General features: G+C 34.3%; 20 protein-coding genes. All 20 read left to right on the top strand.

Going from position 1 to position 21,506, the window contains the following annotated elements:
• Positions 1-129: 129 nt before the first annotated feature.
• The 20 genes from EKG35_RS01835 (at position 130) to EKG35_RS01740 (ending at position 21,506) form a co-directional block, all read left to right on the top strand.
• Positions 130-1,194, top strand: a complete 1,065-nt coding sequence (locus tag EKG35_RS01835; protein WP_126292608.1) for a branched-chain amino acid aminotransferase — start codon at positions 130-132, stop codon at positions 1,192-1,194.
• Positions 1,195-1,411: 217 nt separating this feature from the next.
• Positions 1,412-2,161: an SDR family NAD(P)-dependent oxidoreductase gene (locus tag EKG35_RS01830; protein ID WP_126292607.1), complete on the top strand. Its 750-nt coding sequence runs from the start codon at positions 1,412-1,414 to the stop codon at positions 2,159-2,161.
• A 128-nt stretch (positions 2,162-2,289) separates the two neighbouring features.
• Positions 2,290-2,946: an MOSC domain-containing protein gene (locus EKG35_RS01825; protein ID WP_126292606.1), complete on the top strand. Its 657-nt coding sequence runs from the start codon at positions 2,290-2,292 to the stop codon at positions 2,944-2,946.
• A gap of 1,027 nt (positions 2,947-3,973) precedes the next feature.
• Positions 3,974-4,909 (top strand): phosphogluconate dehydrogenase (NAD(+)-dependent, decarboxylating), encoded by a 936-nt coding sequence (gnd, locus tag EKG35_RS01820; RefSeq protein WP_126292605.1) that lies wholly within the window; start codon positions 3,974-3,976, stop codon positions 4,907-4,909.
• A 1-nt stretch (position 4,910) separates the two neighbouring features.
• Positions 4,911-5,873 carry a sugar kinase gene (locus tag EKG35_RS01815; protein ID WP_126292604.1) on the top strand — a complete coding sequence of 321 codons (963 nt, stop codon included), beginning with the start codon at positions 4,911-4,913 and terminating at the stop codon, positions 5,871-5,873.
• Between the two features lie 10 nt (positions 5,874-5,883).
• Positions 5,884-6,537 (top strand): bifunctional 4-hydroxy-2-oxoglutarate aldolase/2-dehydro-3-deoxy-phosphogluconate aldolase, encoded by a 654-nt coding sequence (locus EKG35_RS01810; RefSeq protein ID WP_126292603.1) that lies wholly within the window; start codon positions 5,884-5,886, stop codon positions 6,535-6,537.
• Positions 6,527-7,675 carry a galactonate dehydratase gene (gene dgoD / locus EKG35_RS01805; RefSeq protein WP_126292602.1) on the top strand — a complete coding sequence of 383 codons (1,149 nt, stop codon included), beginning with the start codon at positions 6,527-6,529 and terminating at the stop codon, positions 7,673-7,675. The genes EKG35_RS01810 and dgoD overlap by 11 nt, the downstream gene beginning before the upstream one ends.
• A complete protein-coding gene (rpiA, locus tag EKG35_RS01800; protein ID WP_126292601.1) occupies positions 7,669-8,352 on the top strand; it encodes a ribose 5-phosphate isomerase A in 684 nt (227 codons plus the stop codon). Before dgoD ends, rpiA begins: the two co-directional genes overlap by 7 nt.
• 172 nt (positions 8,353-8,524) lie before the next feature.
• Positions 8,525-9,586 carry a TRAP transporter substrate-binding protein gene (locus EKG35_RS01795; protein ID WP_126292600.1) on the top strand — a complete coding sequence of 354 codons (1,062 nt, stop codon included), beginning with the start codon at positions 8,525-8,527 and terminating at the stop codon, positions 9,584-9,586.
• Between the two features lie 50 nt (positions 9,587-9,636).
• Positions 9,637-10,209 carry a TRAP transporter small permease gene (locus EKG35_RS01790; RefSeq protein WP_126292599.1) on the top strand — a complete coding sequence of 191 codons (573 nt, stop codon included), beginning with the start codon at positions 9,637-9,639 and terminating at the stop codon, positions 10,207-10,209.
• Between the two features lie 24 nt (positions 10,210-10,233).
• Positions 10,234-11,499, top strand: coding sequence for a TRAP transporter large permease (locus EKG35_RS01785; RefSeq protein ID WP_126292598.1), 1,266 nt, complete (start codon positions 10,234-10,236; stop codon positions 11,497-11,499).
• 21 nt (positions 11,500-11,520) lie between these two features.
• A complete protein-coding gene (locus EKG35_RS01780; protein ID WP_126292597.1) occupies positions 11,521-13,716 on the top strand; it encodes a dihydroxy-acid dehydratase domain-containing protein in 2,196 nt (731 codons plus the stop codon).
• Positions 13,717-13,729: 13 nt separating this feature from the next.
• Entirely contained in the window at positions 13,730-14,491 is a 762-nt protein-coding gene (locus EKG35_RS01775; protein ID WP_126292596.1) for an IclR family transcriptional regulator, read from the top strand.
• A 24-nt stretch (positions 14,492-14,515) separates the two neighbouring features.
• Positions 14,516-15,391, top strand: a complete 876-nt coding sequence (locus EKG35_RS01770) for a fumarylacetoacetate hydrolase family protein (RefSeq protein ID WP_126292595.1) — start codon at positions 14,516-14,518, stop codon at positions 15,389-15,391.
• A 12-nt stretch (positions 15,392-15,403) separates the two neighbouring features.
• Positions 15,404-16,849 (top strand): alpha-ketoglutaric semialdehyde dehydrogenase GucD, encoded by a 1,446-nt coding sequence (gene gucD, locus EKG35_RS01765; protein ID WP_126292594.1) that lies wholly within the window; start codon positions 15,404-15,406, stop codon positions 16,847-16,849.
• Between the two features lie 15 nt (positions 16,850-16,864).
• Entirely contained in the window at positions 16,865-17,050 is a 186-nt protein-coding gene (locus EKG35_RS01760) for a dihydrodipicolinate synthase family protein (protein WP_126292593.1), read from the top strand.
• Positions 17,051-17,093: 43 nt separating this feature from the next.
• Entirely contained in the window at positions 17,094-17,777 is a 684-nt protein-coding gene (locus EKG35_RS01755; RefSeq protein ID WP_246020126.1) for a dihydrodipicolinate synthase family protein, read from the top strand.
• Positions 17,774-18,736 (top strand): U32 family peptidase, encoded by a 963-nt coding sequence (locus EKG35_RS01750; RefSeq protein WP_126292591.1) that lies wholly within the window; start codon positions 17,774-17,776, stop codon positions 18,734-18,736. The genes EKG35_RS01755 and EKG35_RS01750 overlap by 4 nt, the downstream gene beginning before the upstream one ends.
• The gene (locus tag EKG35_RS01745; RefSeq protein WP_126292590.1) at positions 18,726-19,685 is read left to right on the top strand and encodes a C-terminal binding protein; all 960 of its coding nucleotides are present in this window, start codon (positions 18,726-18,728) and stop codon (positions 19,683-19,685) included. The genes EKG35_RS01750 and EKG35_RS01745 overlap by 11 nt, the downstream gene beginning before the upstream one ends.
• Before the next feature lie 396 nt (positions 19,686-20,081).
• On the top strand, positions 20,082-21,506 hold the full coding sequence (locus tag EKG35_RS01740) for a DHA2 family efflux MFS transporter permease subunit (protein WP_126292589.1): 1,425 nt from the start codon (positions 20,082-20,084) through the stop codon (positions 21,504-21,506).

The raw sequence follows: 21,506 nt of genomic DNA, 5'->3' as shown, positions 1-21,506 counted from the left end.
TTGATGTATTATTTTTAGAATTAAAGTAAAATAGTAGAATAACGATATGGAATTGTTTAAGGATAAACAAAAGGTTATTACCGTCCTTAATTTCAGAATTTTCAACTTGTATTATTTGGAGGCCAGAAAATGTTAGATATTACTACACAGTTAACTACAAATCCGAAACAAAAACCAGCACCTGATGAATTAGGTTTTGGACATTACTTCACAGATCATATGTTTATCCTTGATTATACAGAGGGAATCGGATGGCATGATGGACGCATTGTTCCATATCAACCGATTTCATTAGACCCGTCAGCAATGATTTTCCATTACGGTCAATCTGTATTTGAAGGTTTAAAAGCTTACGTAACAGTAGATAATGAAGTTCTTTTATTCCGTCCAGACCAAAATTTTAAACGTCTTAATAATTCAAATGATCGTTTATGTATTCCAAAAATTGATGAGGAATATGCGTTAGAAGCATTAAAACAATTAGTTTCAATTGACCGTGAATGGGTACCGAATGCACCAGGGACTTCACTATATATCCGACCATTCATTATTGCTACTGAAGCAAATTTAGGAGTGCATCCTTCAAATCGCTATCAATTTATTATTATCATGTCTCCTTCGGGTTCTTATTACAAAGAAGGCATTAATCCAGTTAAAATTATGGTGGAACAACAATTTGTTCGTGCTGTAAGAGGTGGAACAGGTGCAGCAAAAACAGGAGGAAACTATGCAAGTGCTTTAAAAGGCCAGGAAATTGCAAGTAAAGAAGGCTATGCTCAAACATTGTGGCTAGATGGTAAAGAAAATTGTTACGTTGAAGAAGTAGGAAGTATGAATATCTTCTTTAAAATTGACGGAAAGGTTATTACACCTGCACTGAATGGAAGTATTTTACCAGGGATTACACGCGACTCGATGATTCAAGTATTAAAGTCTAAAAATATTCCTGTTGAAGAGCGCCGAATCTCTATTGAAGAAGTTGTTGAGGCACATAATAATGGAACATTAGAAGAGGTATTTGGTACTGGTACAGCTGCAGTAATCTCTCCAGTAGGAGAATTAAAATATTTAAATGATAAATTGATTATTAATAAAGGTGAAATTGGTGAAGTTTCACAAATGCTGTACGATACATTAACAGGCATCCAAAATGGCTCCATTGAAGATACTTTTGGTTGGACGATTAGATTATAATGCTAGATTAATTAAAAATAGCTTCCTTTTATACTTTGTTAAAAATCTCCCTAACAATTTTTTGTTAGGGTTTTTTTATGGCGTAATATGTAAACACCAATCCCATCGATTATTTTAAGCAATAAATTATGATTATTAGAAATCTGTTTATACTAAAATAGGTTTAATTTTCAATCTTAGTCACACCATGTCAAGTACTAAATTGGAGGTATTAGTGATGAGTAAAGTTGCTATTATTACTGGAGGAGGCAGCGGGTTAGGACAAGCTACTGCTGTTCGCTTAGCACAAGAAGGAGTCAATATTGTGGTGGTGGATGTTAGCGAGAAGGGCGGACATGAAACAGTTGAAATGGTTAAGAAACTAGGTGTCGATTCCATTTTTGTTAAAGCGGATGTATCTAAACAAAAAGAAGTGAAAAATTACGTTGAGCAAACTGTTAAACAATTTGGTTCCATCGATTATTTCTTTAATAACGCGGGTATTTCAGGCAGCGGTAAATTTTTCTTAGACACGACATCAGAAGAAATTGATCAAATTGTTGGGATTAATCTTCTAGGAGCACTATATGGTGTTCGCTATGTTGCTGAAGTAATGATAAAAAATGGTGGGGGTTCAATTGTCAATACGGCTTCAAGTGCTGGTGTAATCGGACAAGACTCTGTTGTTACTTATTCTGCAACAAAGCACGGAATTGTTGGTTTAACAAAAAGTATGGTTGCAGAATATGCAAAGGATGGATTAAGGGTAAATGCTATTGCACCTGGGCCAACAGAAACACCAATGGTAAAAACCTTTTATGAAGCAAACCCTGAAATGAAAGAAAATGCAACTCGCGGAATTCCTCAAAAACGTTTAGGAACACCTGAGGAAGTAGCAGAACTCGTTACATTTTTATTAACATCGAAAGCAGAATATATTAACGGTGAAGTAATTCGTATTGACGGTGGTTTTACGAATACAAAATAGCTTATTATATTCTTTAAAATAAATTGTTTAACTATTTGCATCTAGACAATTCTGTTTAGATGCTTTTTTATTCATTGTTAAACTTTGCTATAATAAGAAAAGATTATAAGAGAGAAGGCGAGGACTCTGTGGTGATTGAACTAAAAACTTTTTCAATTGGTTTACCAAAACAAATGAAATATAGCAATGATCAACTTCTTTCTACTGCAATTTGCAAGGAAACAGTAGAAGAAGCTTTCTTAACAAAAGAAGGGTTTATAGGGGATGGAGTAGCAGATAAAAAGCATCATGGTGGTCCTGACCGTGCAGTATGTGTTTATCCATATGAACATTATTCTTTTTGGGAAAAGGAAATTGGAGAATCATTACCGACTTCTGCCTTTGGGGAAAATATTACTTCAACGAATATGTTAGAAAGCGATGTTCATGTTGGAGACATATTTAAACTAGGTGAGGCAGTTATTCAAATAACACAGGGACGTGTTCCATGTAGTACGATTACAAAAAGAATAAATAATCCTCATATTTTAAAAAGAATTGTTCAGACAGGCTATACCGGATATCTATGTCGAGTTTTAGAAGAAGGAATGGTAAGAAAAGATTCTAATATTACATTAATAGAACAACATCCTAAACGCGTATCCATTCTTTTTGGAAATGAAGTTTATTTTCATAGACCAAAAGATATTGAAGCAATAGAACAACTTTTGGAAGTAGAAGAGTTGGCTGAAAAATGGAAGGAAGAGCTCGGAAAACGGCTGTATAAAATAACAAGTCTTTCGTAAATCGATTAATAGAGGAGTAGTGAAAAAAGATGATGCCATTTTGGTTTCATCTTTTTTAGTTAGAAAATTTTATAATAGGGCTAAAAGAGGGTTGTAATTTTTAAAAAATTATTTTCAACAATTATTTCAGTCGTTTCTAAAGTGGGAAAAAACGTCTTTTTGTTTTACTAATACAAACTTGTCCAAGAAATTATCATTCAAAGATTATATTGTATTTCCTAAAATTATAAGATAAAATTTACGAAATCCAATTTGATACCATTTTTCTGTTTAATGTATAATTAATTCTCTTATCTATAATAAAATTCTATCGGCACATAAGTGTTATTCTAACGAGGAGAGGGTTAAATTGGATTACTAGATTATTTTTTGCAGCCATTAGGTTGGAAATTTAGTAGGGGGGAGGATTATTTTCATTATCTACAATGCTGTTTCTAGGATTACCTATTCACTCAGTAATCGCAGTAGAAATGTAACTGCTGCTAAGTAGTTCGATTAATTTCATCTACATGTTAAAAAAGAATTTTAGTTGGTTTTTATTAGAATTAATAAGCGGGATTTGTGGGGGCATTTTTCTATTCAAGTAAGAGAGTTTACTTGAACAATTACGATTTTTATAAGGGGACTTGCTTTAAATATCTCATTTCTAGAAACAATGAATTTTTGTAATGCTTCGAAAATAGAAATAAAATTGGACTTTGACCTTTTTAGAGTTGAATTTTATGCAGGAAATTTAGGAATAGGAACCAGCACAATATCTCTTTATGTATTATCTAGTCAGAATATTCAGTATACGAAAGTGTCATTTATACACGTACTAGTTTACTAGCTTAGTGTATAGCAGTTTTGATATCCAATGTAACTAATGGAAAATCATTTGGCTATTGCAGCTACACCTTCTATGGATGCATTAATTGGTGGTCAATTGGATTAAAAACGACCTATTTTTAAGAAAGAAACGAGTTCTGAGAATTGTAACAGTTATTTTGATGGATCAATTAATGATTTAAACACAAGGAGAATGTTTATGAAAATAGGGATTGTTGGATTAGGAAGAATGGGATTTAATTTAGCATGCAATATGCTTGAGAACAATATTGATGTAGTCGGTTACGATATTGATCATTCGATAATGGATAAAATTCAGTGTAATTCATTGTTTAAAAAAAGAAACTTTATGTTTTTTCATAGTTTAGTTGAATTTGTAGAATCTCTTTCACCAACAGATGCTTTATTTCTATTGGTGCCACATGGGGAAGAAACTGAAAAGATGCTGGAAGAATTATTAAACAATTTGCCAAAGAATATAATCGTTATTGAGGCTGGAAATTCTCATTATAAAAATTCTCAGTATTGGTATAAACGTTATAAGGAGAAAGGAATTTACTTTCTAGATTGTGGAACAAGTGGTGGATTGAAAGGAGCAAGACATGGATTATGTTCAATGATAGGAGGAGATAAGGAAGCTTTTGACCGGATTGAACCTATACTAAAAAAAATTAGTTCTGAAAATGGTTACTTATATACAGGTCCAGCTGGCAGCGGGCATTTTTTAAAAATGATTCATAATGGAATTGAATATGGAATGATGCAGGCAATTGCTGAAGGCTTTGAAATTCTCCACGAGAGCGAATTTGAGTATAGCTATAAAGAGGTAGCAACATTATGGAACAGTAGTTCTGTAATTAAATCCTGGCTAATGGAGCTAATGATTAATGTATTTAGTGAAGACCAATCATTAGAGAACATCTCAGGTGAAATGCATGCATCGGGAGAAGCAAAATGGACAATTGAAACTGCTCTAGACTTGAATGTACCCGCTCCAGTTATTGCTCTATCTCTTATGATGCGTAATCGATCCTTACGTCATGATACTTTTGCAGGTAAAGTTGTAGCTTCCTTGCGTCATCAATTCGGAGGTCATGCTGTAGTAAAAAAAGCGAATTTTAAAGAGGGGGAATAAAATGCAGCCTATTCGGGATGTTTTGACAATTGGTGAAACGATGGTTATTTTTCAATCGAACCAAATAGGAAGCTTAGAAAATACAACAAGCATATTTCCTAAAATTGGAGGTGCAGAATCTAATTTTGCAATTGGACTTGCACGGTTAGGGGAAACAGTGGAATGGATAAGTAAGTTAGGGAATGATAGTTTTGGTTCTCTTATTTTAAAAAGAATCAAGGGAGAAGGAGTAATTACTAATAACACTATTTTTTCAGATGAAGGACCAACAGGCTTATTATTTAAAGAGCAAATTACTCCAGATCAATTAAATGTATATTATTATCGAAAAAATTCAGCCGCTAGCTTTATGTCAAAAGAACTTCTAGATAATATTTCGTTTGAAAATTTTAAATTTTTACATGTTACTGGCATAACCCCTGCATTAAGTAAAAGTTGTTATGAGTTAACAATGCAAGCTATTAAATTAGCTAAACAAAATAACGTAAAAATTATATTTGATCCAAATATTCGATTCAAACTATGGTCAAAAGAAAGAGCATTTCAAGTACTTCATGAAATCGCTTTATTATCAGACTATATATTAATTGGTGAAGAAGAGGCTATTTTTTTAACAAATTTAACTGATCGATTAGCTATGTGTAAAAGCTTGTATTCACAAAGTAATAAGGTAATAGTTTTGAAGTGTGGTGCAGATGGAGCATACGTTTTCAACGGCCAATTGCATCATGTGCCAGGATTTCCAGTGAAAACGATTGTAGATCCAGTAGGTGCTGGTGATGCATTTGACGCTGGATTTACTCATGGTTTGCTACAAGGCAAAGAATTAATAGAATGTGCAAGAATTGGCAATGCAATGGGGGCATTGGTTATCCAGCAGTATGGTGATATTGAAGGCTTACCGACTTCTGATGTTTTGTACAGATTTTTAGAAAATAGAATTGAAACAGATGTTATACGCTAGGGGGGATTTTATGAGGAAATGGGATAAATTAAAATTCATCGAACAAAACGGTATTGTAGCAGTTATTCGAAAGATTGATCCTTCTATTTTAGAACAAGTAGTTCGTGCATTAGTAGATGGTGGAGTGAAAGTGATAGAGATTACAGTTGATAGTGAAAATAGTTATTATTTTATTGCGAAATTAAAAGAAAAATATGGGGATGAATTATTAATTGGAGCTGGTACGGTATTAGATGCCTTTACAGCCAAAACGGCAATTGATGCAAATGCTGATTTTATCTTTTCTCCTACCTTTAACAAAGAAACTGTTCAACTAACAAATCAATACGGTCGAATATCGATTCCAGGAGTTTTAACCCCTACTGAGATTTTAAATGCATACTCAGCCGGTGCAGATATTTTGAAAGTATTTCCAGGTGCAGCTTTAGGAGCGATTTACTTTAAAGATGTTCTCGGGCCATTAACACATATTCCATTAATGCCCACAGGAGGAATCAATTTAGAAAATCTAAATCAATTTTTAAGTAATGGTGCGATTGCTGTTGGGATAGGTGGAGCTTTAATAAATAATCAGTTAATTGCAAATCGTGATTTTGATGGGATTAAATCATTGGCAAATAAATTTTCGAGCACATTTAAAGAGGTGAAAGGTATTGAAAATTAAACAAATTGAAACATTTATTGTACCACCACGCTGGCTCTTTTTAAAAATTACAACGGATGATGGATTAGTAGGTTGGGGAGAACCCATTGTTGAGGGAAGAGCTTTTACAACAGAGGCTGCAATTCATGAATTAAGCGAGTATATTATTGGCAAAGATCCAATGCGTATTGAAGATATTTGGCAAGTATTGTATCGCGGAGGCTTCTATAGAGGCGGTCCTATTCATATGAGTGCAGTTGCAGGTATTGACCAAGCACTCTGGGATATTAAAGGAAAATATTATAATGCGCCTATTTATGACTTGATGGGTGGTGCATGTCGGGAAAAAGTTCGTGTTTATTCTTGGATTGGCGGTGATCGACCAAGTGATATATTAAAACAGGCTCAAGCAGCAAAAGATAATGGATTTACTGCAATAAAAATGAATGCAACAGAAGAGCTTCAAATAATAGATTCTCATAATAAAATAGATGCTGTAATTGAACGAGTAGCAATTATTAGAGAAAATTTAGGGAAGGATTTTGGTATAGGTATTGATTTCCATGGCAGAGTGCATAAACCAATGGCTAAAATTTTAGCAAAAGAATTAGAGATATATAATCCTATGTTCATTGAAGAACCAGTCCTTCCAGAGAACAATGAGGCTTTAAGAGAAGTTGCACTACATTGCAATATACCAATTGCTACAGGAGAAAGAATGTTTTCTAGGTGGGATTTTAAAAAACTTTTACAAGATGGCTATGTAGATATTATTCAACCTGATTTATCTCATGCTGGTGGTATTACGGAATGTAAAAAGATAATTACGATGGCAGAAGCTTATGATGTAGCAGTAGCGCCGCATTGTCCTTTAGGTCCAATTGCACTAGCATCGTGTTTACAAGTGGATGCTTCTTCGTATAATGTCTTTATCCAAGAGCAGAGTTTAGGGATTCATTATAATCAAGGCAGCGATTTGTTAGATTACTTAGTAGATAAAACTGTATTTGAGTATAAAGATGGGTATGTTTCAAATCCAACGAATCCAGGTTTAGGAATTGAAATAAATGAAGAGGTTATAAGGGGGAAACAAAAAATTGGACATAATTGGAAAAACCCTGTGTGGCGGCATGAAGATGGGACTGTTGCAGAATGGTAAATTTTTTTGATAAATCTAAAAACCTTGAGGATAAGAAAAATATTGCAAAAATTGGTGCAGCACACGTAAAAGATGGAATGACAATTGGGTTAGGTTCTGGTACTACAATGGCTTATTTTGTGGAAGCGGTTGCAGAACGAATTAAAGATGAAAAATTAAATGTTCAATTTATACCTGCATCTAAGTTCATTGAAAAAATAGCATATGATTATAAATTAAAATTAGTATCAATAGATCAAATAAACGAGATTGATTGTGCGGTTGATGGTGCAGATAGAATTATTAATAAAAAAATATTAATTAAAGGCGGAGGAGGTTCTTTATTTAGAGAGAAGAAAATTTTATTAAATGCAAAGAATTGTTTAATTTTAGCGGATGAAAGTAAATTTACAGATATAATAGATGATTTTATTGTACCAGTTGAAATCGTACCTTTTGGCTTTACAAAAACTGTTAGAGCAATAGAAGAAATGGGAGGCTATTGTTTTATTAGAAAAAATAAAGAAAAAATCTTAGTTACTGACAATCAAAATTATATAGTTGATGTAAAGTTCTCAAATGTAAATGATTTAGTACGGGTGCATAAAAAACTTAAACTGATTAATGGGGTAGTAGAGACGGGGATTTTTTACAATTTAGAGTTTGAATTTATAACATCGAGTGAGAAGGAATGGTGAAATGTACCGAAAATGCTCGAAAAGTTTATTTTTATCTATAATATACAAAAATTAACTTGACTGTCTAAATATTCAGATAATATAATTCTGTTAGGCGATGGAATAAAGCGCTTTCATTTTTTAAGTAAAAATGAGAACAACGTTTTATATTATAAAACAAAGGGGGATAAAAATGTTTAAGAAGAAAAATTTTTTGTTCACGTTATTGCTTTTATTAATCGTGGCAGTTTTAACAGCTTGTGGGGGAGGCTCGACAGAAGGTACTACAAGCTCAGGGAGTAATGGGGAATCCTCTGAAAGTAGTGGAGAAGCAAGAACATTGCGCATTAGTTTAGGTTTAAATGACCAACATCCACTTTATCATAGCTCTATGAAATTTAAAGAGTTGGTTGAAAGTCAAACAGATACACTAAAAGTAGAAGTTTATCACTCGGGGCAAATAGCGGATGATCGTTCAGCAATTGAAATGCTTCAATTTGGAACTTTAGAAATTACGATACCATCATCTGCACCTTTTGTATCATTTGTTCCAGAGTACGGGGTATTTGATTTACCATTCACACTTACAAGTACAGAAATGGTTGATGCTATTTTACAAGGTGAATTTGGGGAGAATTTAGCGGCTAAAACTGAAGCACAAGGGATTGTTCAATTGGCATGGTGGGAAAATGGTTTCAGACAGCTTACAAATGATACAAAACCTATTAATACATTAGAAGACTTAAAGGGTTTAAAAATACGTGTAATGGAAAATGAAATGCATATTGATACTTGGAAAGCGTTAGGTACTAATCCAACACCAATGGCATTTACGGAATTATTTACGGCGATGCAGCAAAAAACTGTTGACGGTCAAGAAAATCCTTATCCATCAATTCTATTAGAAAAATATCCTGAAGTACAAAAATATTTAACTGAAACAAATCATGTATACTCACCATTTTTATTCTTGGTTTCTAAGAAAATATGGGATGAGTTATCAGCTGAGCAGCAAGAAATTATTCGAAGTGCAGCAATCGAAGCAGGGGAGTACAATAGGGAGCTTACTCGCCAAACAGCTAATGAAGCTTTAGAGGAACTTAAAGGTCAAATGGAATTTACAAAAATTAGCGATGAAGAATTGGAAAGATTTAAAGAAGCGGTAAAACCTGTAATCGAGCAGTACAAGGATCAAGTGGGAACAGAAATAGTTGAGCAATACTTAAGCGAAATTGAAAATTTCTCAAATAAGTAACTAGATAGCTGGTTTATCCAGCTTTTCTAGTTTTGGAAGGAGTTGAATGTATGAAAATCATTAAATGGTTGGATGACAATATTGAAAGAATGATTTTATTAGTATTGTTTGTGGCGATGACAGTCATTACAGTCCTTCAAGTATTTATGAGATATGTTATGCAAAATTCATTAACATGGTCTGAAGAGTTTGCACGCTTCTGTTTCATTTGGCTTATTTATATTGGAATAAGCTACGGGGTAAAACGTGCTAAACATGTTCGCGTTGAAGCCGTTTTATCATTGTTTAAAAGTCGCGGTAAACTGATTATTAATCTAATTGCCAATGTTTTATTTTTATATTTTGCTATTTACGCAACTTACTATGGTTTTACTATTATGAATGCAATCCAGAGTACAGGTCAAGTCGCTCCTTCTCTAGGGGTGCCAATGTCAATCATGTATTTAGGAATGCCAATTGGAATGTTACTAACAACGATACGTTTAATACAAAGAAGCATCTATGAAATAAAGCTGTTTAGAGAAGGTAAAGATAATGAAAGTCCTCTTGAAGATGAACAACAAAAGCTTAATCAGGAGCAAGATCAGCATCAAGACAACAACAAAGAGGTAGGCATTTATTAGTTTAATGGAAAGGAGCATAGTTAAATGGCGATTACATTATTCACATCTTTTGCATTATTGCTAACATTTGCAGTTCCCATTGGAATAGCGCTTGGATTATCCGTCATGATTGCACTGTTAGTTGATGGAGCAATGCCTTTAGAATTTTTAATGAAAGAACTTACTACCTCTGTTAACTCATTTCCCCTCTTAGCAATTCCATTTTTCATCTTAGCAGGTGAAATTATGGGGCGTGGAGGCATCTCTAGAAGATTAATTAATGTTGCTGAATCTCTAGTTGGGTCAGTAGTTGGTGGAACAGCACTAACTGCAATTGTCACTTGTATGTTTTTCGCAGCAATTTCTGGTTCTGGTCCAGCAACTGTAGCAGCGGTAGGAGGAATCATGATTCCAGCTATGGTCAGCAAAGGATTTGATCGCAAATTTGCTACAGCAGTAGTTGCATCTGCGGGGTCAATTGGAGTAATTATACCTCCTTCTATCCCTATGGTAATGTATGGTGTTACAGGAAGTGTATCCATAGGAGATATGTTTATTGCTGGTATTTTACCTGGGATTTTAGTTGGTATTGGGTTAATGGTATACTCATACTATTTTTCAAAAAAGAATGGTTATTTAGGAAATGGTAAAAAGATTTCGGTTATTAATATTTTAAAAGAAATATGGAATGCAAAATGGTCCTTATTAATCCCTGTAATAATTTTGGGTGGAATTTATGGTGGTGTTTTTACACCAACTGAAGCCGCTGCTGTTGCAGTATTTATTGGGTTTATTATCGGTGTATTTTTCTACCGCGAACTAAAATTAAAAGAACTTGCTGACATATTTATTGAGTCGGCTTTAATGACAGCGACAATTTTAATTATAGTAGGAACTGCAACTGCTTTCGGTAAATTACTTGCTATGGAGCAAATTCCAAATAAAATTGCAGAAAGTTTCTTATCTATCTCATCTAATCCTACAGTTGTTATTTTATTGATTATATTATTACTTTTAATAGTTGGCTGCTTTATGGATACTATTGCAGCAATTATTATTTTAACACCTATTCTATTACCAGTTGCGAAGTTAGTAGGCTTTGATCCGATTCATTTCGGAATTATTATGATTGTTGCGCTTGCAATCGGTTTTATTACTCCACCTGTTGGAGTTAACTTATTTGTTGGTGCCGGAATATCAGGGTTGTCTTTAGAGGCATTATCTAAGGCTATTATACCTTTCATTGTTGCTATGGTCATTGTGCTTTTAATTATTATGTTTATTCCAGCATTATCACTAATTCTTCTATAAATAACATCGGGGGGATGTAAATTGTTATTTCCTAAAATTGAAAAGGGCATTAACCCTTATTCAGCAAACGTACAAGGAAAGGCTAATGAACCAATAACAGTAGCAGGATTATTGGATCGTGCAAAACAAATATTAGGCCCACTTTATGAGGGAGGGGTACCGGATTGGACATTAGAAGAAATTTATAATCGTTTAGAAAGCAATGCTCCTCGTATAGCAATTATCGGAGGTTCGGCCGATCATCCTGCACATATTATGGATTATTTGACATCATCAAGAGCAGCTATTCGTATTTGGCAAAATGGCGGGGTACCATTTTATTTTTCTACACCGGTAATGTGTGATGGTACAGCTCAAAGTAATCAAGGGATGAGCTATTCATTGCAAAGTAGGAATGCAGTTGCCCAAATGATTGTAAATCAACTGGAAGCGCATAGTTATCATGGTGCATTTGTTATTCAAGGATGTGATAAACAGCCTTTAGGTGTAGTAAGTGCGCTTGCTCACTTAGATCGATTACGTAAATCACGAGGAGATGCACCTTTTTTTGCAACATTTGCACCAGCGCATGTATTGCAAGGTGGTACGATACCTGAAGATGTTATTGTTAAATTGAATAAAATGTACGATAAAGCAGTAACGATGGGTCATCAGGATATTGCAGATGATTTAAAAGATACGATGAGTTATATATTACAATGTTCTTCAAACACAGCCTTCCAGGGTGTTTTTGAAAGAGCAGTAGATAGAAAGATTATTACAAAGGATGAACATAAATATTTTGAAATGAGGTTAGCTGTCGCAACATGTGATAGTAAAGGAGGAGTTTGTGCATTTAATGGTACAGGTAATAGTTCGCGTCACTTAGTTGCTGGATTGGGGTTGGTACATCCAGCTGTTGAATTATTAACACAGCCGCCAAATCAACAACAAATAAATGAAACAATAGATGCACTTGCATTATTAATTAATAAACCGGAGTTTGGAGTTGCTGATATTGTTCATGCAAATATTAAAAATGCAATTCGTATTCATAGTGCTTCTGGTGGTTCAACTAATTTGATGATGCATATGGTCGCTGCAATGATTTATGCGGGATATCAATTTACATTATGGGATGTAGAAAAAATTCATAAAGAGCAGCCGATTCCAGATTTATTTGATTATAGTCTTACAGAGGGGCGAGATATATTTTCATTAGCAATGCAGTGCTGCAGCGGTAATAGTCGAGGCATGGAGACATTATTTTTTGAATTATTAAACAACGGAGTAGAAATGGATCAGGATGCATTAACGGTTACTGGAACATCCTGGGGTACAAGATTAAAGTATTCCGATTCTTTACCTGCTAAAAAAGTGAAAGAAAATCCTATTATTTTGACTAAACCAAGACGCCCTTTCAGCGGGGTTGATATTTTACGCGGTAACTTTTTTGAAAGTGCAGTAGTAAAAATCAGCGGAATGCCAACCCCTCAATTAAACCAGTTTGATGATAAACTTGCTTTTGTTCTTTATTTTGAAAATGAAGATCAAGCAAATGAAAGCCTGCTAGATTCTCTTTTAATAGAAAAAATCAAAGAAAATCATTTATTTGATCAAAATAAATTAATTCAAACATTAAAATACAACGCCCCGGATCGATTTGAAGACTTAAAAGATGCCGCTTATAATGAAATGTTTGATGTATTGGCGAAGGAAGGAATTTTAAAGATTGCTGTTATTATTGCGGGTCAAGGTCCTGTCGCTTTTGGTATGCCAGAAATGTTCACTCCTATGCAGCATATAAATGCCAATCGAATTCTAAAAAGAATATGTACAATCATCAGCGATGGACGTTATTCAGGTGTAACTTATGGTGCAGCAATTGGTCATATGACACCGGAATCAATGGAAGGTGGAGGTATAGGATACTTAAAAACGGGGGACATTTTGCACTTGCAATTAAGAAATAAAAGAATCGACTTAGTTAATAGTAATGAGTTAGTGAATGGAAGCAATTTAATATATGTAGAAGATTTAAAATTAGAAAAGGATCGCCAAGAATTATATCAAGATCGTTTATCTAAAATTAAACAAAGACAAAAGTTGGTCGCAGCGGTAAATAGAATGGTTGGACATACGGATGCTTCACGAGGAGTAGTACCTATTCAAGTTTTTGAAGAAGCAGAACTGTTTTACAAACATAATTCTCACGATTCCCACGCGCTGCTTCCATAAGGAGTTGTAATATATGCCGATTATTCAGTCAGTATCAAGAGCTCTAGCAATATTTGAACTTTTTGATGAAACAAACCGTGAATTATCAATTAAAGAAATAAGTCTGAAGTTAAACTTAAATAAAAGCACAGTACATTCATTATTAAACACGCTAAAAGAGTATGGATATATTTCTCAAAATAATGAAACAAATGAATACTCCCTTGGCTGGAAGCTTTATGAACGAGGCTATTTAATCGTTAGCCAAATGGATATTCGAAATGTTGCAAGACCTCATTTAGAAAAATTAAATAAGGAAACAAATCAAACGGTTCACTTAGTAACGCTCTTAGGAAAAGAAGCAATTTATATTGATAAAATTACTGGGACTTCATCACTGGTCATTTATTCAAGAGTGGGCAAACGAGTGCCCTTGCATTCAAGTGGTGTTGGAAAAGTATTGGCTGCTTTTCTTAATGAAGCTCAATTAAATTCAGTTATAGACGGCTATGTATTTGAGAAAAGAACTGAAAATACACTCGTGTCACATGAAAAATTTCTAGAAGAAATTAAAGCTGTTAAAAAAAATGGCTATGCAATAGATTACGAAGAAAACGAACCTGGCATTATTTGTATTGCAATGCCTGTCTATGATTATTCAGGTGAAGTGATAGCAGCTGTCAGTATTTCAACACCAAAATCTTTCTATAATAGTGAAGTTGAAAAGTTAAATTATGATTGTTTAAAAAAATGTGTCGAAGAATTATCACATGATTTAGGTTACCAAAAAAAATAAAAGTTTGAAAGGGAACGAATTCAGATGAAATTTATTCGGTTCAAACAAGGGGAGTTTATTAAATCTGCGTTGATAACTACTAATAATGAATTTGTTGAGATTGGCAATATTGATTATATTACTTTCTTTAATAGTTTAAAAACAAATCAATACTCTGCTGAAACTTTTATACAGAAAAATAATCTAACACGACATACAAATGTTGATATTGATTCACTCCAATTAGTAGTACCAATAGAAGCTGAAGAAGTGTGGGCGTCGGGAGTAACCTACTTACAAAGTAAAGATGCACGAAACTATGAAGCGACAGAAGGAAGACTTGATAGTGAAACATTTTATGACAAAGTTTATGATGCGGTAAGGCCAGAGATATTTTTAAAATCTACTAAACGGCGTACTGTAGGTCCAGATGAAGAAGTTTACATTAGAAAAGATTCAAATTGGCAAATTCCTGAACCAGAGCTAGCACTAATTATTGGAGAAGGTGAAGAAATTATTGGGTATACATTGGGTAATGATATGAGTTGCCGTGACATCGAAGGAGAAAATCCACTTTATTTGCCGCAAGCAAAAGTGTGGAAAAAGTCCTGTGCCATTGGTCCAGCCATATTAATGCCTGAAGCAATTGATGATCCATATTCAATTGAATTAAATTGTAAAATTTATCGGAATAATATAGAGCTATTTTCTGGAAAGGCTTCTGTGAATCAACTTAAAAGAAAACTTGATGAATTAGTCCACTATCTAGTAAAAGAGAATGATATTGTTCCAGGTACAATTTTAATGACAGGAACATGTATTGTACCACCAAATAATTTTACGCTCCAAGTTGGAGATGAAATCTATATTTCAAGTGCTCAGATTGGTACTTTGAAAAATAAAGTTAATCAAAACCACTAGGAGGAAAATAGAATGGCAGATTTATTCTTAAATTATATTAACGGTGAGTGGCGAGAAAGTGGAAGCGGACAATTAATTGATAGCATTAACCCTGCAAATCGTGAGGTTATTGGGTCAGTGCAATCTTCTACAATAGAAGATGTTAATGATGCAATCCAAGCAGCAAATGATGCTAAAAAAAGTTGGCGTCAATTAGGACAATATAATCGGGGACAAATTTTGTATAAGGTTGCAGAAATACTTGAGAAAAATTTAGAAGATGTTGCACAAAACTTAACAAAAGAAATGGGAAAAACTCTTCCTGAAGCAATTGGTGAAACTCAAAGAGGCATTTCAATTTTAAAATACTATGCTTCCGAAGGTACACGTAAGGAAGGAGATGTGATTCCTTCTTCTGACAAAGATGCGTTGATGTTTACAAAACGAGTTCCATTAGGGGTAGTAGGCATTATTACACCATGGAATTTTCCAGTTGCTATTCCTATATGGAAAATTGCACCTGCTCTAGTCTATGGAAATACAGTGGTCTTTAAGCCTGCTTCAGAGGCAGCAGTTACTGCTGCTAAAATTGTGAAATGCTTTGATGAGGCTGGGCTGCCACCAGGTGTCCTGAATTTTATTACTGGCAGTGGATCAAAGGTTGGAGATGCACTTATCAATAGTAAAAATATTCATGGTATTACATTTACAGGTTCAGAAAATACAGGAGCTTTAGTAGCAAAAGCTGCATCTGCAAATGGCGTGAAGTATCAATTAGAAATGGGCGGTAAAAACCCTGTAATTGTATTAGATGATGCAAATCTAAATAGTGCAGTTAGTGCAGTATTAAGCGGTGCTTTCAAATCAACGGGTCAAAAATGTACTGCATCGAGCCGAGTAATCGTTCAATCAGGTATTTACGAACAATTTAAATCCGCCTTGCTTGAGGAGACAAGCAAAATTACAATCGGCGATGGATTATTAAGTGATACTTGGATGGGGCCTTGTGCAAGCGAAAGTCAATATAATACAGTTCTTGAATACATTCAAATTGGTAAAGATGAAGGTGCAAATGTTATTTTCGGTGGTAAACCAGTTGAAACATCTTCAAGTGGTTTCTATGTAGAGCCAACTATTTTTGAAAATGTAACTTCAAACATGAGAATAGCACAAGAAGAAATTTTTGGACCAGTGATTGCGTTAATCAAAGTTGATTCAACTGACGAAGCAGTAGAAGTTGCAAATGATACAAGATACGGACTAAGTGCCTCATTATTTACAACGAATATAGGTTCTGCATTAACTTTTATGGATGAAATTGAGGCTGGTTTAGTTCGAGTTAATGCTGAGAGTGCTGGAGTTGAGCTGCAGGCGCCATTTGGAGGGATGAAATCTTCAAGCAGTGGAACGCGTGAACAAGGGGAGGCTGCCAAGGAATTTTATACGTCAATTAAAACGGTATTTGTAAAAGCAGAGTAACGAGGAGATGCGAAAATGTTCAAAGGTATTATCCCACCTGTTGTTATCTTTTTTGATCAACAAGGAGAAATAGATTTTGATCTAAATAAAAAACATATGGATTACTTAATTGATTCAGGTGTTGACGGTGTTCTTTTATTAGGAAGCTCGTCAGAATTTTCATCTCTTACTTTATCTGAAAAAAAAACAATATTTAGGTAATTTAATCCCTCATATTAATAATAGAATACCAGTTTTGGTTGGTGTGGGAAACACTGTATTAAAAGAATCGATTGATTTAGCGAAATACGCTGAAAGTATTGGTGCACAAGGAATAATGGCAGTCAATCCTTATTATTGGAAACTATCAAATGAGCAGATGATTGAGTATTTTAGTGAAATCGCAAATGCTGTATCAATTGATACTTATTTATATAATATTCCACAATTAACAAAACAGGAGATTCCATTAGAAGTTATTACAGCATTAGTTGAAAGTCATAGGAATATTCGAGGTATTAAAGAGACTGTTGCTGATTTTGGTCGAATTCGTAAAGTGGTAAATGTAATTCAAGAAAGGTATTCAGGCTTTGCTGTTTTTACAGCATTTGACGAGCATCTTGTTAATGGTTATATGATTGGTGCTGCTGGAAGTATAAACGGTACTGCTAATTTTTTACCTGAAGTATCTGTAAATTTATTAAAAGCTTTACAAACAAGTGATTTTAATACAGTTCAAAAGCTGCATCGTCAACTATCATCGTTAATGGAAATTTACGATATTAATACATCATTATTTTCTACCTTTAAAGAAGGGGTATATTATCGATGGTTTAATGAGCAATCAACTGGTGTACGCAAACCATTTAGCATATATGAAAAGGAAACGCGGAAAAAAGTAGGAAAAATTATAGATTCAATTATTGAACAAGGGGTGTTTAATGAATGAATGAATCTCAAAAACTATTAGAAAAATTAGGTTATCCATATACAGATTTTACTGATTTGCCTTCTTCAAAAAAAAGATTTCCGGATGGTGCACAATATCGTATTGAATTGCCGAGTGTCGAAGGTCCACTGGCTTTAAAAGAAACATTAAAGGCGATTGATGAGTACAACTTAACAATACATCGAGTTTCACAAGGCAGTGGCATTATGCTGCAGACAGATGATGAAATAATTGAAATGTGTAGACTAACAGCTGAAAGAGGGATGGAGCTTAGTTTATTTGTTGGACCAAGAGGAACATGGGATATTAGCGCTGGGCCACTAACAGATGCAGGAAAATCCCAGGCTTTACGACATGAAGGTGCAAACCAGTTAGTATATGCCATGGAGGATTTAAAACGTGGTGCAGATTTAGGGTTGCGGGGTGCATTAATTGCTGATGAGGGACTGCTTCTAATGTCCAAAAAGATGAAAGAGGAAGGTTTACTACCTAAAGATTTCGTGGTAAAGGTTTCAGTTCAAATGGGTGCATGTAATCCGGTTTCAGTAAAACTAATGGAAGACATCGGGGCAGATACGTATAATGTTCCATCATCCTTGACTTTGCATAAATTAGCGGCCATACGACAAGTGGTTGATATACCAATTGATATTTACGTAGAGGTTCCTGATAACTTTGGTGGATTCCTCAGATACTATGAAATTCCGGAATTAATACGAGTATTAGCCCCTGTTTATATAAAATTTGGTCTTCGAAATCATCCGGATGTTTATCCTTCTGGACAACAGTGGGAAGCGATGAATTTAACATTAGTTCGTGAACGAGTACGCCGAGCTGCAATTGGTATGAATATTATTAAACGATATTGTCCTGATGCAGTAATGTCTGAACTAGGCGCAGAGGGGTTAGGAATTGCAAAAACTGAGATTAACAAAGGGAGTCTAAGTTATGGCATTTAAAGTTGTAATTACTGACTATGAATATCATGACCTGCTTATTGAAGAAGAAGTTTTTTCTAATTCACCATTAGAAATTGAATTTGTGAAGGCACAATGCAAAACATCGGCAGAGGTTATTGAAGTTTGCAGAGATGCAGATGGAATAATAAATCAATATGCACCTATTAATGCTGAGGTTCTTTCGAGTCTAGAAAATTGTAAAGTTATTTCAAGATATGGTGTAGGCGTTGATACTATTCATCTTCCAACAGCCCATGAAAAGGGAATTATCGTTGCAAATGTTCCTGATTATGGCATTGAAGAGGTGTCAAATCATACAGTGGCGCTTATGTTGGCATGGTCACGCAAAATTGTGCAGCTAAATGAAGCTGTGAAAAGTGGGAATTGGGACTTTAATATTGCAGCACCTATTTATCGCTTTAGCAATAAAATTTTTGGTGTATTAGGTTTTGGTAAAATTCCGCGCAGAGTTATTGAGAAAGTTAGTACATTTGGCTTTGAATTAGTAGGATACGATCCATTTGTTAGCAAAGAGGAGATGGCGAAATATCATGTAAAAAAACTTGAATTAGAAGAGATTATTCAAGTCTCAGACATTTTATCGATTCATGTTCCATTAAATGATAGTACGTACCATCTAATTAATAAAGAAAGTATTGCTAATATGAAGGATGGTGTATTAATTATTAATACCGCTCGTGGACCAATCATACAAGAATCTGCTTTAATTGAAGGTCTTAAAAGCGGGAAAATTGCTGGAGCTGCTCTGGATGTAACTGAAATCGAACCGCTCCCTTCCTCAAGTGAATTAATCAAATTTCCTTACGTTTATATTACGCCTCATAGTGCTTTCTATTCGGAAGAGGCAATTGTTGAACTGCGAACGAAAACGGCAAAAAACATTGTTCAAGTATTAGAGGGGAAATCAGTTGATTATTTAGTAAGATAAACACAATTCTGCTAATCCAAAGAGGATGCGACAAAACTAAAAGACGCCATTTTTCTTGATGAGAAAAATGACGTTTTTTTGCTAAGTTGAAAATTATCAGATTCTTATTAAGGATAAAAGCGAATTCTTACAAAAAATCCACTTATGTCCCAGCCCCTTTTGCGCCGAAAGCGAAGCGACAGGTACAAAAGGTAATTTAAAGTATTTTCATAAAAAGAAGACTGTCCCAGAAGTTTGTATATATAACATCTGGGACAGTCTCTTTTTTGGGCTTCTTTTTACTTTTGATAAATATATTATAATCTTAATAAAAAATTAATGTTGATAGACTATTCAAAATCATTTATTTCTGGTAAGTTGTATAACGAGACTTTTTTTGGAAAGAAAGGGAGTATAATGGAACAATTATATAAACAACGAAATAAGATTATTGCTGCGTTTATTATCGCAGCGTTTATCGGTTTATTTAACGAAACGGCTTTAAATATGGCTTTTGTTCAATTGGGAGTTGATTTTGGAAAAGAAACGTCCACTATTCAATGGCTTACAACAGGGTACTTATTAACACTTGGAATTCTAGTGCCAGTGTCTGCATTTTTAATGCAACGTTTTACAACGCGTCAATTGTTTACAGCGTCATTAGTATTTTCTATAGCTGGAACAATCATTTCCGGAATTGCACCGATTTTTAGTATTCTTTTTATCGGCAGAGTTGTGCAGGCTATCGGAGCTGCAATTATTATTCCGCTTATGATGAATGTCATGTTATTAATCTATCCAATTCATAAGCGTGGGGCTGCTATGGGAAAAATCGGACTTGTTATCGTATTTGCACCAGCAGTTGGGCCAACAATTGCAGGTGTCATACTAGACCGGCTATCATGGCATTGGATATTTTGGGTTGCACTACCATTTTTCTTCATTTCATTGTTTGTAGGTTTAAAATTCATTCAAAATGTAAATGAAGTAAAAAAAGTGAAATTTGATATTGTCTCATTTATTTTTTCATCAATTGGTTTTGGCGGCGTTGTTTATGGCTTTAGTATTTCTGGTGAACTTGGAACATTTGCTACTACAGAAGTATTAATTTCAATTATTGTAGGTGCTTTAGCGCTTATTATTTTTGTCATTCGCCAATTAAAATTAGATCAGCCAATGCTAAATTTACGTGTATTTAAATATCCAATGTATATACTTGGATTAATTATCGTATTAGTAGGCATGATGACAATATTATCCACAATGGTTATCCTGCCAATCTATTTGCAAAAGGTATTATTGTTGGCACCGGTTTTTGCTGGACTTATATTGTTGCCAGGCGGCATAATTAATGCCATCATGTCAGTTGTTGCTGGTAATCTATTTGATAAATTTGGACCAAAACATATGGTGCCAGGGGGGTTGATTTTAGTAATTAGTTCCCTTTTTGTTTTACGTGGAATAGATGCTAATACTTCTTCCTATTTAATTATCGCATTACATATCATTTTGTTTGTAGGAATTTCGCTTGTCATGATGCCTGCTCAAACGAATGGTTTAAATGAATTACCACGCAATCTCTATGCAGATGGCACTGCAATAATGAATACATTGATGCAAGTAACGGGAGCAATAGGTACAGCAATTGCAGTAACAATTATGTCAATCAGCTCGTCTGATTCAAGTGGAAATGCAGTAAATGGCATGGTTGAAGGGGTTCAACATTCGATTACATTTGGATTAGTTATTGCTATTATAGCCTTCGTTTTATCTTTCTTTATAAAAAACGTTCGGGAAAGCAAATCAATAGAAGTGAAAAATTCTGTAAAGAATGTCCATTAG

The sequence above is a fragment of the Lysinibacillus telephonicus genome, from assembly GCF_003966145.1.
GTDB lineage: Bacteria > Bacillota > Bacilli > Bacillales_A > Planococcaceae > Ureibacillus > Ureibacillus telephonicus.
The sequence above is the reverse complement of the archived record's forward strand: the minus strand, read 5'-3'. Positions and strand labels throughout refer to the sequence as shown.

Excerpts from the sequence above, each read along its gene's own strand:
- EKG35_RS01835 (WP_126292608.1), top strand. The coding sequence starts at position 130 with ATGTTAGATATTACTACACAGTTAACTACAAATCCGAAACAAAAACCA.
- EKG35_RS01830 (WP_126292607.1), top strand. The coding sequence starts at position 1,412 with ATGAGTAAAGTTGCTATTATTACTGGAGGAGGCAGCGGGTTAGGACAA.
- gnd (WP_126292605.1), top strand. The coding sequence starts at position 3,974 with ATGAAAATAGGGATTGTTGGATTAGGAAGAATGGGATTTAATTTAGCA.
- EKG35_RS01815 (WP_126292604.1), top strand. The coding sequence starts at position 4,911 with ATGCAGCCTATTCGGGATGTTTTGACAATTGGTGAAACGATGGTTATT.
- EKG35_RS01810 (WP_126292603.1), top strand. The coding sequence starts at position 5,884 with ATGAGGAAATGGGATAAATTAAAATTCATCGAACAAAACGGTATTGTA.
- rpiA (WP_126292601.1), top strand. The coding sequence starts at position 7,669 with ATGGTAAATTTTTTTGATAAATCTAAAAACCTTGAGGATAAGAAAAAT.
- EKG35_RS01795 (WP_126292600.1), top strand. The coding sequence starts at position 8,525 with ATGTTTAAGAAGAAAAATTTTTTGTTCACGTTATTGCTTTTATTAATC.
- EKG35_RS01790 (WP_126292599.1), top strand. The coding sequence starts at position 9,637 with ATGAAAATCATTAAATGGTTGGATGACAATATTGAAAGAATGATTTTA.
- EKG35_RS01785 (WP_126292598.1), top strand. The coding sequence starts at position 10,234 with ATGGCGATTACATTATTCACATCTTTTGCATTATTGCTAACATTTGCA.
- EKG35_RS01775 (WP_126292596.1), top strand. The coding sequence starts at position 13,730 with ATGCCGATTATTCAGTCAGTATCAAGAGCTCTAGCAATATTTGAACTT.
- EKG35_RS01770 (WP_126292595.1), top strand. The coding sequence starts at position 14,516 with ATGAAATTTATTCGGTTCAAACAAGGGGAGTTTATTAAATCTGCGTTG.
- gucD (WP_126292594.1), top strand. The coding sequence starts at position 15,404 with ATGGCAGATTTATTCTTAAATTATATTAACGGTGAGTGGCGAGAAAGT.
- EKG35_RS01760 (WP_126292593.1), top strand. The coding sequence starts at position 16,865 with ATGTTCAAAGGTATTATCCCACCTGTTGTTATCTTTTTTGATCAACAA.
- EKG35_RS01750 (WP_126292591.1), top strand. The coding sequence starts at position 17,774 with ATGAATGAATCTCAAAAACTATTAGAAAAATTAGGTTATCCATATACA.
- EKG35_RS01745 (WP_126292590.1), top strand. The coding sequence starts at position 18,726 with ATGGCATTTAAAGTTGTAATTACTGACTATGAATATCATGACCTGCTT.
- EKG35_RS01740 (WP_126292589.1), top strand. The coding sequence starts at position 20,082 with ATGGAACAATTATATAAACAACGAAATAAGATTATTGCTGCGTTTATT.